Source organism: Micromonospora sp. NPDC007230 (genome assembly GCF_042869115.1).
Lineage (GTDB): Bacteria > Actinomycetota > Actinomycetes > Mycobacteriales > Micromonosporaceae > Micromonospora.
In genome coordinates, this window is sequence record NZ_JBIAFE010000004.1 from 112,973 (window position 1) to 124,250 (window position 11,278).

Genomic DNA, 11,278 nt, shown 5'->3' on the forward strand with positions numbered 1-11,278 from the left:
GACATCAGGTCGACAGCGACTCACGAGGTATGTGCCCGGGCGGCTCAGCAGGCGGCGGCGGACCACACTCCTGCTCCCGGACCGCTGCGCCGCGACGTCGCGGCTCAGCGCTGGCGGATGGCGGTGGAGTTGAGCCGGAAGCCGATGGTGCGCTCGACGATCCGCTCGACCAGCTCCATCTTCCGCAGCCCGGCGGTCCCGCGCAGTCCCAGCCGGGCGGCCAGCGCCCGCAGTTCCCGGGTCGTCCACGACCCCAGGTACGCCGTACCGTCCTCGCGCCGGGGCATCGCCGCGAGCGCGGCCTGGGCCCGCTCCACGTCCTGGATCACGCCCGGTGGCGCCGCCCGTCCGGCGGCTGCCGGTGCACTGCCCCTTTTCCCCGGCGCCGGGGCGACGCCGGGGGCGGGCGGCGCGGGGTCGGCGGCGGCCGGGAGCAGCGCGAGCCGGGCGTGTCCCGCGGCCAGGTCGGCCACCTCCGCCGCGGACAGACCGCCGAGGAATGCGGCCACCCGGGCCAGCACGGCGAGGGTCGGGTCGCTCATCCGTCTGCCCCCGTCGCGCCGCTGGTGACGGGGACGTCGGGGGTTGCCGCCGCGCCGTTGGCGGCGGGGGAGGAGGGCGCTGCCGCCGAGGCGGGCTGGAGGTGGGCCAGGAACTCGGTGGTGATCTGACGCAGCTCCTCGCGGACCGCCGGCGCGGTGACCCGGTCCCGCAGCACCACCGGCACCCCGCGCGGCGTGTTCGTGGCGAACAGGGTCACGTTCTCCCGCAGCGCGGTGGGGAACACCGGCACGCCCAGCGCGCGTACCTGGTCCATGTAGCCCTGGTGCGCGGCGAGCGGCTGTTGCGCCATCAGCTGGATCATCGTGAACACCACGCCCGCGATGTCCGGGGCGACCTTGTGGTGACGCCGGATCTTGGCGAATCGGCGGGAGTCCGCGTTGTACCGGTCGACCAGCTCGCGGACATTGCCGTGCAGGTAGTCGATGCCGAGGGTGGACAGGTAATCGGCCTTCGCCGGGATGAGCAGGTGGTCACTGGCGATGATGGCCGACTGGGTGACCACGTTGAAGTTCGGCGGGCAGTCGATGAGCACCAGGTCGTACGGGTCCAGCGCCGGGTCGTGCAGCCCCTGGTCGAGCGAACCGCGGACCCGGAACAGCTCGGCGTCGTACTCGTCGCCGTCGGCGACGCCCCGGGCCAGGGCCAGGTCGATGTCGACCAGCTGGAGGTGGGACGCGATCAGGTCGAGCCGCCCCGCACCCTTCAGCTGGGCGTTCGCCGGGCCGGGCGAAACCACCAGCTCCCCGAGGGCCACCGCCGGGGTGTCCCCGCGCAGTCCGTCGTACCAGCGCTTGACCGTGCGCTCGTCGCGCAGCCGGTCCCGCCAGTCGTCCGGCTCGTAGAAACTGAACGTCAGGCTGGCCTGCGGATCGAGGTCGATCAGCAGTACCTTCATCCCCCGGTTGGCCAGCTCGGCCCCGAGGTTGGCGGTCATGGTGGTCTTACCCACCCCGCCCTTGTAGTTGATCACCGATACGACGTACACCTGCACCTCCCCGACCGGAACGGTAACGGGCGGGCCGGAATCCCGTGTTACCTCCCCGGCTCTCCGGCGTCACCGTTCCGAGCGGCTTTCACCTAGAACGCCCGCCCCGGCCCGGCAGCCGTGGTTGATTCGGTGCCGTGGCTGAACCACCGGAAGCGGCCGGCCCGCACCACGACGATCCACCGTCGACCGCCGCCGAACGGTCGGTGACCAGGGCTGTCGCGGTCGCGTCGGGCCCCTGCCGGCTGGGCTACGTCCAGCGGCTGACCGGGCTGCCCGCCGCCGAGGTCGCCGACGCGGTGGTGGCCCTCACCGCCCGTGGCGTGCTCACCGACGACAGGGACGGGCTGACCGTCGCAGCGGCGGTACGCGACCGGCTGCTGGACGGACTGCCCCGATCCCTCCTCGGTGACCTGCACCGGCGGGCCGCGCGGCTGCTCGCCGACAGCGACCCGTCCCGCGCCGCCGACCACCTGCTGTCAGCCCTACGGGCGACCGGTGAGGCGGACCCTGAACTGGTCGACCAGCTCGCCACCACCGCCCCGGTCGACCCGTCGACCGGGGCGGACCTGCTGCTCGCCGCACTGACCCGGGCCGACGCCCGGACCCGGACCAGATGGCTGCTCGCGGCATCCGACCTGCTCGTCCTCGCGGGACGGTCCACCGAGGCGCTCGACCTGCTCTCCGCCGAACTCGCGGCCGACCGGGCCGGCGGTACGGAGCGGGCCCTGCTGCTCGGCCGGCTCGGGGCCGGACATGCGGCCCACCGCCCCTCCATCGCCCTCGACCAGCTTCGCCGGGCCCGCAGCGGGCACCCGTCCGGTCCGGACCACCGCGGTTGGCTGCTCGCCACCGAGGCGTCGATCGCGTGCCTGGTCGGCCATCCGGACGCCGACGGTCTGCTCGGCGAGGCGGGCCGAGCGCAGGCCGCCCATCCGTCGCCCCCGGCGGGCGTACGGCTCGTCCTCGCCCGGGCCACCCGGGCGATCTCCCTCGGTGCCGTGCACACCGCCCGAGACCTCCTCGCCACCGTCGATCCGAGCCGGCCGGCGGTACGCGGGGAAGCCGCGGCCGTCCGGACCGAGCGGATCACCGTCCAGCTCGCGCTCGGCGCGTACGAGGACGCGGCGGTCGCGCTGGACACGGCGTACGCCGACCTCCCCGCGGCGGCCCGGCCGACCCTGGCGGCGCTGTCCTGCCTGCGGTTGCTCGGCGTCGGGGAACTCCTGGAGGCCGACGCGCAGGCCCGGCTCACGCTGGACCGACCGGCCGCCCCGCTCACCGACGAGGCACGCGCCACGCTGCTCGCGGTCCGCGCCGAGGTCGCGTACCGCCTCGGCCGCCCGGAGGCCGCCCGGACGCTGATCGACCGCGCGCACCCTGACCGGCCCTGGCCCGACAACGTGCCGTACGCGCCGCTGCGCTGCGCGGCCGCCGCCGACCCCGACCCGCTGCGCCACCCCGCGCTGATCCGCACCGCCGCCGAAGACCTGGCCCGGTCGGCCCGTCCGGTGCTGCTGGCCGCCCAGCACGGTCCCCGCCTGGTCCGGGCCCTGCTGCTGCTCGGCGACCTGCCGCGGGCGCGGACGGCCGCCGGCCATCTCACGCAGGTGGCCGACCGGACCCCGGTGCCGCTCTGGCGTGGCCTTGCCGGTCACGCGGACGCCCTGGTCCGCCGCGACCCGGAGGCGCTGCGGGCCGCGGTGCGGGCGTTGCGGACCACCGGCGCCGGGCCGGCGCTCGCGGACGCCCTCCTCGACCTCGCCCGCTCGCCCCGGGTCCGGCTGGCGGAGGCCCGCGCCGCCGGCGAGGAGGCGGCGGCCCGGTACGGCCGCACGGGCGCGGCGGGCGACCAGGCGCGCGCCGAGCGGTGGCTGCACCGACTCGACCGGACCCGTCGCCGCCCCGCCCCCGGGGCCCCTGAGCACGGCCTGGCCGCGCTGACCGCCCGGGAGGCCGGGATCGCCGAACTGCTGGCGGCCGGGGCCACCAAACAGCAGGTGGCCGGCCGGCTGTACCTGTCGTTCCACACCGTCGACACGCACCTGCGCGCCATCTACGCCAAGCTCGGCATCCGCAGCCGGCTGCAACTGGCCCGGCTGTGGGACGGCCGGGAGCCGCCCGCCTCGGCGGCGGATCGGGTCCCGGCCGCCCCCGCGCGGCTCAGCGGACCACCGGACGCTTCTCCTTCGGCAGCGCCTCGATCATCTCGCGGGGCAGGTTGATGGTGTCCGAGATGACCTCGGCGGGCGTGTTGGCCATCCACTGGGCGAGGGAGATGTCCTGGAAACGGGGGTTGCGGAACATTTCCAGGAACACCAGTGGCTCGTCGCCGAGGTTCTCGATGTAGTGCCCGTAGGCGAACGGCACATACCCCACGTCGCCGGCCCGGAAGTCGAACGTCCGAGCGACGCCGGTACTGGCGAACACACCCATCCGGCCCTGCCCGGAGATGTAGTACTGCCACTCGTCGTCCGTGGGGTGCCAGTGCAGCTCGCGGAGGCCACCCGGATCGATCTCCACGAGGGCCGCGGAGATGTCGGTCGACGCCGCGAAGTTGGTGGTGTCCGCGATCCGGACCGAGCCGCCGGGAAAGCGGTGCGGCGCCTGGGCGCGCAGCCGGTGCTTGAAGCTGCGCGGCACGTCACCGGCCGGGCTCACCACCCGGTCCTCGGTCAGCGGTGGGGGAAGCTCGCCCTGGAAGATGTACTTCTCCCGCTCCGGCAGGGCGTCCAACTGGTCGACCGACCAGCCGAAGTTCTTGGCCACGACGCTCTTCGGCACGTGCGCGAAGAAGTCGCTCATCAGGAACGTGTCGTTCTCCGAGAACAGCCCGTCGTCGAAGACCAGGAGGAACTCCACCCCGTCGGCGAGCGCCTGGATGTGGTGCGGCACGCCCTTCGGAAAGAACCACAGGTCACCCTGCTGCACGTCCTCCAGGAAGTTGCGGCCCTCGTGGTCGACCGCGCCGATCCGGCAGCTGCCGTTGATCACGTACGCCCACTCGGCCTGCTTGTGCCAGTGCAGCTCCCGGTACGCCCCGGGTTCGAGGGCCATGTCGACGCCGGCCAGCTCGGTGGCGATCGGCAGCTCCCGCTGGGTGACCTCGCGGGCCCAGCCGCCCTGCTCGATGCGGGTGTGCGCGTTGGAGAAGGAGAAGCGCAGGTTGGGCACCGTGCCGTGGTCGGTAGGCGGGGGGACGAGCAGGTCGGGGTTCTGCCGGTCGAGCATCACGTTGCGCGGACCGGTGTCCGGCCTGCCGCCATCCGCGCGTACCGGCTGTGGTGCGGTGTCCTGTGCCATGGTGGTCAACTCCTTCGATCGGTTCATTGGTGCGGGACGTGCGGGTTCCGCATCGGTCCTCCGGGCAGTGGTCAGGCGAGGAGCAGCAGCGGGAGCGCGCAGCCGACCGCGGCCACCGCGGCCCCGGCGGTGGCGGCCACGCGGGTGGTCAGCGGGGCGTTGACCAGCGACCCCATCAGGGCCCGGTCCCGGCAGAACCAGACGAGGAGGAAGAGCGCGACCGGTACGCCGAGGGAGAGCACCACCTGGCTGGCGATCAGCAGTCCGGTCAGCGGCGCCCCGAACAGCAGGGCGAGCACGGCGGGCGTGATGGTGAGCAGGCGGCGCAGCCGTACCGGGATGCGGCGGGCCAGGAAGCCGTCCATCACCACGTCACCGGCGAGGGTGCCGACCCCGCTGGACGACAGACCCGAGGCGAGCAGGGCGATGCTGAACAGCAGCGCGGCACCCCCGCCCACCTTGGTCAGCAGCTCGCTGTGGGCGGCGACGATGTCACCGGTCCACCCGCCACCGCTCGCCTCGTGCAGGCCGGCGCCGAGTGCGATCATCGAGACGTTCACGACGGTGGCCAGCCCGAGCGCCGCGCCGCAGTCGATCCGTAGGGCGCGCCGGATGAGGGCCGGCGAGCGTCGCGCCGCCTCGGCGGGTCGGCCGCCGGTACGGACGATCGCAGAGTGCAGGTAGACGGCGTGCGGCATCACGGTCGCGCCGACGATGCCCATCGCCAGCAGCACCGACTCCGTGCCGTCCAGGCGGGGGGTCAGGCCGTGCAGGGCGGCGGTGGCCGACTGGTGGCCCACCGCGTACAGGTTGTAGAGGAAGCCGACCCCGACCGTCACTAGCGCGGCGGCGCTGACCAGCTCGAGGCGGCGGGTCCGGCCACGCCGCCGCAGCTCCAGCATCAGCAGGGAGAGGACGCCGGTCACCACCGCCGCGAGGCCGACCGGCATGCCGAACAGCAGCCGCATGCCGATGGCCGCCCCGACGAACTCGGCCACGTCGGTGGCGAGGACGACCACCTCGGCCTGCACCCACAGGGCTCGGCTCGCCCAGCGGGGGAACCGCTCCCGGCTGAGCTGCGGCAGGCTCTTTCCGGTCGCCGCGCCGAGCTTGGCCGCCTGGAACTGCACCAGCACCGCCACCAGGCTCGCTGCCACCACCACCCAGACCAGCAGGTAACCGGAGGTGGCCCCGGCGGTCAGGTTCGTCGCCACGTTGCCGGGGTCGATGTAGGCGATGGCGGCGACGAAGCCCGGCCCCAGCAGGGGCGCGACGCGGGGCCGGGCGGGGATTGCGGCCCGTCCGGTGGGCCGCAGCTGCTGGATCGTGGTCATGCCGCTGATCGTCCGGCCGGGCCGGCCAGCCACACATCACGCGATCGCGGGGTCTGTTTTCGCCACCGCCCGGCCCGCTCCGGGCGGCGTCGGCGACCCGGGGCGCGTGGCGCTCGGCATCGGACGGCTCCTGGCCGAACTGCCGTCGATCGACCTGGAGGGCGTACGGATGGTTCGCGGCCATCATCCGTACGGCGGTGTGTGAGGGCCGTTCGTGCCGACTTTGTGACCTGCCGCCGCTTCGCAGCGCACTGTCCCAAGTGGTTGCCTGAAGCCAACATCCCCTGGTCAAAAGCTGCTCGGTGCAGCATCCACCGGGGCGACCCTGTTAACCGACGGCGGTGGCCGACGCTGATCACCGCCTCACCAGCAGGAGGAATCCGCGTGCTATTGAAACGACCGAGCCGGATCGCGGCGGCGGTGGCGGGCGCCACCGCGCTCGCCTTCACGGTCTCGGCCCCGGCCCAGGCCAACGATCACGAGAACCTTCCCGGCGAGCCGACCATCACGTTGCCGATCAACGACAGCGCGGCGGGCGGCACCTACAACCAGGACTTCACCCGGGTGTACGCCAACACCACGCCCGACGGCACCCCGATCTACATCTACGTCCCGAAGGGCACCCCGCTCGACGGCACCGCGCCGGCCGGCGTGGCCAGCCTCGACCCGCAGTTCGACCACAACCCGGGCGACGGGTTCACCCCCTGCGCCACCGCCACGGCGGCGCAGTTCACCCTCACCCAGGCGCAGATCAACTACGTCGGTGACAAGCTCGCCAACCAGATCGTCGCGGTGGACGAGGAGCACTTCGGCCCGATGGATGCGGCCGACCCGGACGAGCCGGCCAGCGACTCGCTGGTCATGGTGCTCTACAACATCCAGGACGACGCGTACTACGACTGCGCGCAGACGTCCTACACCGCCGGCTACTTCGCGCCGGACTTCATCCAGACCAACGGCATGAACGTCATCGTGGTCGACGCCCTGGACTGGGCCAACCGGGTCGGCCCGAACGACTCGCCGTGGCGCGACAACAACCCGGCCAACGACCGCCCCGAGCTGTACGAGGGCACCGTCGCGCACGAGCTGCAGCACCTGCTGCACAACTACAGCGACCCGGGCGAGCTGTCCTGGGTCGACGAGGGCCTGGCCGACTTCGCCATCTTCCTCAACGGGCTGGACGCCGGCGGCTCGCACCTGAGCAACCAGCAGGTCTTCTACGAGGAGACCTCGCTGACCCGGTGGGGCAGCACCCTGGCCAACTACGGCGCCTCCTTCACCTACTTCCAGTACCTCTGGGAGCAGGCCGGCGGCAACGGCGACGGCACCTACACGCCGGACAAGCAGTACGACGGCAAGGCCGGTGACCTGCTCATCAAGAAGATCTTCGAGGAACAGGCCGACGGCATGGCCGGCGTGCAGAACGCCATCGACAGCTTCAACGCGGCGACCGGCGCGCACCTGCGCAGCGCGGCCGACCTGTTCCGCGACTGGTCGGTGGCGGTCTACCTGGACGACGAGAAGTCGCCGATCTACGACATCAAGGCGTTCGACTTCGGCGACCCGGCGGACACCTCCTGGACCATCGACATCGCCGACGACGTCTTCTGGGGCGGCCGGGGCCACTACCAGGGCGCCACTCCGGAGGCCAAGTGGGCGCGGTTGAAGAACCGCCCCGACACCACCGCCGTGCCGTTCGGCATGTCCGTCGAGCGGTTCCGCAACCCCGGCCCGACCGTGGCGCTGGCCTTCGACGGCGACGACGAGACGGTGATCGCGCCGCACACCGGCACGACCCACTGGTACGCCGGGTACGAGAGCCAGGACGACAACATCCTCGACGTCGACACCTCCGGCGGCGTGACCTCGCTGGACTTCTGGAGCTGGTACTTCATCGAGGAGGGCTGGGACTACGGCTTCGTCGAGGCCCTGGTCAACGGCAACTGGGTGACGGTGCCGGTGCGCAACGACGCCGGTCAGGTCGTCACCACCAACGACGACCCGCACGGCAACAACGAGGAGGGCAACGGCCTGACCGGCACCTCCGGCGGCCGGTACTTCGTGGACGACCCGGCCTACCAGCACCTGACCGCCGACCTGCCGGCCGGCGCGACGGACGTGCGGTTCCGGTACTCCACCGACGCCGCGTACATGGACACCGGCTGGTTCGTCGACGACGTTAAGGTCAACGGCGCCGATGCGAACCTCACCTCGGCGGCGGGCAACTGGTTCGCCACCAGCGGCGTGCAGGACAACAACTGGACGGTCCAGGTGGTCAGCCACTGCGACCTCACCCCGGGCGTCACCTCGCCGGGGGAGACCACCGACGGCGCGGGCAACTGGGTCTACCGGTCCACCGGCGACCAGTTCACCGCCAGCGGGCTGAAGACGAAGTGCGCCAACGGCAACCAGGACGACTTCGCCGTCCTGATCTCCAACCTGCCGACCGGTGACCTCACCTACCTGGACGCGGACTACACGTTCCGGGTGACCAACACCGGCAACGCGAAGTAAGTTCCGTACCCCTTCGGGCCCGCGCCGCACGTCGGCGCGGGCCCGTCGCCGTCGGCGGTCACCGGCCACCCGCTAGCGGCGGTCGCCGTCCCGGTCGGGCTGGCCCGGCACCAGCCGCCAGTACTGCCGCTTCCCGTCGTCGCGGACCACCACCCCGAGCCGGCCCAGCTCCTCGCGCAGCTCCCGCACCTCGCCGCCACGGTCGGCCTCGACCGCCCGCTGCCGGGCCCGCAGCAGCGCGTCCGCCCCGGCCGGCAGCCCCGGCAGCCCCTCCACCCAGCGCCGGTACGCCGCCCGGTGCGGGTCCTGCTCCAGCCACGGCCAGCCCTGCCCGGTGAACGCGGCACGCAACCGGCCCTGGTCCAGGTCGGACTTCTCCCGGGCCAGTTCCCCGCCCTCGGCGTCGAGCAGCACCAGCGTTTTCCCGTCCAGGAAGACCCCCGCGACCCCGGCCCGGGCCACGTCCCGGCCGTGGCCGTCGCGGTGCAGCCGCACCCCGGCCCGGCCCACCGTCACGGTCAACCGCTCCCGGGTGCCGAGGTAGGCGACGATCAGCCCGACCAGCGCCAGTGCCGCCGCGCCCCCGGCGTACGCCCGCTCGTCGGGCAGCCGGGCCAGCAGCTTGAACCAGCCCTGGAACGGGAACCAGGGCAGGCCGGCCAGCCAGCCGGACGCGGCCGTGAGCGCCGCGCCCAGCCCGGCCCCGAGCAGCGGGAAGCCGGCCCACATCAGCACCAGTTCTCCGGCGCCGCCGCTGACCACCGTGTCGCCGTACCCCCGCGTGGTCATGGTCAGGACACCTCCCGCCGGAGCGTCCGGACCAGCCCGGCGGCCAGCGGTAGGACCATCCACACCAGCAGCGACACGGCCAGGCGTGCCCACTGCCCCGCGGTGACGTCGGGTCCGAGCAGCGGCTCCATCGTCACCCCGGTGTCCAGCCAGCGGGCGGGCCCGCGCAGCGCCGAGATCATCCCGCCGAGGATCGTCCAGAGGGTGGGCAGCAGCAGGTAGGTGACGATCGCCAGCGGCGTGTTGAGCAGCAGCAACCCGAACCCGGCGCCCATCAGCACGCTGACGACCTGCAGCACGGCCGCGTGCAGGAGCATGGACCCGTCGAACGACCAGGCGCCCGCGCCGCCGGTGGCCCGGGCGAGCAGCGTGGCGACGGCGGCCACGGCCAGGCTGACCAGCACCGACCCCAGCGCGGCCAGCACCATCGCGGCGAGCTTCGCGAAAACCACCCGCTCCCGCCTGGGCACCAGGGTGAACGTGGTCAGCGCGGTGCGCTGCGACCACTCGGCGGTGATCGACAGAATGCCCAGCACCGGCAGCAGCAGCCCCACCGGCAGCAGCGACGGGACGAAGAAGTCGGCGAAGTTCTGCTGCTCGTCGCGAAGGACGAAGAGCTGCACGGTGACGATGCCGGCGGCGACCAGGCCGATGGTGATCAGCAGCCAGTATCCGGCCCGGGTGTCCGCGAGTTTGCGCAGCTCCACCCCGGTCAGCCGGGCCAGCGACGGCTGGTGCCGGTCGGCCCGGCGGGTGACGGTGGGCGGGGCGGGTGCGGGCGTGGTGGTGGTCATCGGGCGTCCTCCCTGGTCGGCGCGTCGGAGGTGAGGGAGAGGAAGAGCTGTTCGAGGCCGGAGCTGCTGGCCGGTCGCAACTCGCTGAGGGCGACGCCCGCGTCGGCGGCGGCCTGTCCGACCGCCTCGGCCTCGGCCCGCACCAGCAGGCCGTCGGTGACCTGGTCGGCGTCGAGCCCGGCCCGGTCCAACGCGACGCGCAACGCGCCCTGGTCGCGGGCCCGGACCAGGGTGCCGGCGCCGGCGAGCAGTTCGTCCTTGCCGCCCTGGGCCACCACCCGGCCGTTGCCGATCACGACCAGCCGGTCGGCGACCGCCTCCACCTCGCGGAGCAGGTGCGAGGAGAGCAGCACGGTGCCGCCCCGGTCGGCGAAGTCGCGCAGCAGGCCGCGCATCCAGAAGATGCCCTCCGGGTCGAGGCCGTTGGCCGGCTCGTCGAGGATCAGCACCCGGGGATCACCCAGCAGGGCCAGTGCCAGGCCGAGCCGCTGCCGCATCCCCAGGGAGTACGCCCGGACCCGGCGCTTTGTCGCGGGCCCGGTCAATCCGACCAGGTCGAGTTTCGCGGCGACCTCCCGCCGGTCCACGCCCATCGTGCTCGCGGCGACGGTCAGCACCTCCCGACCGGTCCGCCCGACGTGTTGCGCGGACGCGTCCAGCAGGACGCCGACCTCCCGGCCGGGGTTGCCCAACTGCCGATAGGGCAGCCCGGCGACGGTGGCGCTGCCCGAGGTCGGCGGGGTCAGGCCGCAGATCATCCGCATGGTGGTGGACTTGCCCGCGCCGTTCGGGCCGAGGAAGCCGGTCACCGTGCCCGGCTCGCAGCGGAACGAGACATCGTCGACGGCCGGGAGCGGGCCGTAGCGCTTGGTCAGGTGGTCAACCTCGATCATGCCGGTGAGCCTGCCCGCGCCACCCGGCCACCCGCAGCGGCCGGCGGTCGGCATCGCCTCGACCGAGGTCGACGCTCAGGTGTCGACTTTGGTCGCTGGTCC

General features: G+C 73.1%; 10 protein-coding genes. 3 read left to right on the forward strand and 7 right to left on the reverse strand.

Annotation, left to right across the window (positions count from 1 at the left end):
- Positions 1-104: 104 nt before the first annotated feature.
- Positions 105-542: a Rho termination factor N-terminal domain-containing protein gene (locus ACFYML_RS07645; RefSeq protein ID WP_387419822.1), complete on the reverse strand. Its 438-nt coding sequence runs from the start codon at positions 540-542 to the stop codon at positions 105-107.
- Positions 539-1,549: a ParA family protein gene (locus ACFYML_RS07650; protein WP_387419823.1), complete on the reverse strand. Its 1,011-nt coding sequence runs from the start codon at positions 1,547-1,549 to the stop codon at positions 539-541. The genes ACFYML_RS07645 and ACFYML_RS07650 overlap by 4 nt, the downstream gene beginning before the upstream one ends.
- A 137-nt stretch (positions 1,550-1,686) precedes the next feature.
- On the opposite strand from ACFYML_RS07650, the gene ACFYML_RS07655 reads away from it, so the two are divergent.
- Entirely contained in the window at positions 1,687-3,774 is a 2,088-nt protein-coding gene (locus ACFYML_RS07655) for a LuxR C-terminal-related transcriptional regulator (RefSeq protein WP_387419824.1), read from the forward strand.
- Here the strand turns inward: ACFYML_RS07655 and ACFYML_RS07660 are convergent.
- Together ACFYML_RS07660 and ACFYML_RS07665 are read right to left on the reverse strand one after the other, a co-directional pair.
- Positions 3,713-4,852 carry an oxalate decarboxylase family bicupin gene (locus ACFYML_RS07660; RefSeq protein WP_387419825.1) on the reverse strand — a complete coding sequence of 380 codons (1,140 nt, stop codon included), beginning with the start codon at positions 4,850-4,852 and terminating at the stop codon, positions 3,713-3,715. The two genes, ACFYML_RS07655 and ACFYML_RS07660, sit on opposite strands and share 62 nt — an antisense overlap.
- 71 nt (positions 4,853-4,923) lie before the next feature.
- Positions 4,924-6,186, reverse strand: a complete 1,263-nt coding sequence (locus ACFYML_RS07665) for an Nramp family divalent metal transporter (protein ID WP_387419826.1) — start codon at positions 6,184-6,186, stop codon at positions 4,924-4,926.
- Between ACFYML_RS07665 and ACFYML_RS07670 the strand changes: the two genes are divergently transcribed.
- Positions 6,185-6,391, forward strand: a complete 207-nt coding sequence (locus tag ACFYML_RS07670) for a hypothetical protein (RefSeq protein ID WP_387419827.1) — start codon at positions 6,185-6,187, stop codon at positions 6,389-6,391. The genes ACFYML_RS07665 and ACFYML_RS07670 overlap by 2 nt on opposite strands.
- A gap of 179 nt (positions 6,392-6,570) precedes the next feature.
- Positions 6,571-8,700 carry a hypothetical protein gene (locus ACFYML_RS07675; protein WP_387419828.1) on the forward strand — a complete coding sequence of 710 codons (2,130 nt, stop codon included), beginning with the start codon at positions 6,571-6,573 and terminating at the stop codon, positions 8,698-8,700.
- A gap of 72 nt (positions 8,701-8,772) precedes the next feature.
- Here ACFYML_RS07675 and ACFYML_RS07680 read toward each other — a convergent pair whose 3' ends face one another.
- From ACFYML_RS07680 to ACFYML_RS07690, 3 genes are read right to left on the reverse strand one after another with little or no spacing between them, the layout of a single operon-like run.
- A complete protein-coding gene (locus ACFYML_RS07680; protein WP_387419829.1) occupies positions 8,773-9,489 on the reverse strand; it encodes a hypothetical protein in 717 nt (238 codons plus the stop codon).
- A 2-nt stretch (positions 9,490-9,491) separates the two neighbouring features.
- Positions 9,492-10,283, reverse strand: a complete 792-nt coding sequence (locus ACFYML_RS07685; protein WP_387419830.1) for an ABC transporter permease — start codon at positions 10,281-10,283, stop codon at positions 9,492-9,494.
- On the reverse strand, positions 10,280-11,176 hold the full coding sequence (locus ACFYML_RS07690) for an ABC transporter ATP-binding protein (RefSeq protein ID WP_387419831.1): 897 nt from the start codon (positions 11,174-11,176) through the stop codon (positions 10,280-10,282). Before ACFYML_RS07690 ends, ACFYML_RS07685 begins: the two co-directional genes overlap by 4 nt.
- Between the last annotated feature and the right edge of the window lie 102 nt (positions 11,177-11,278).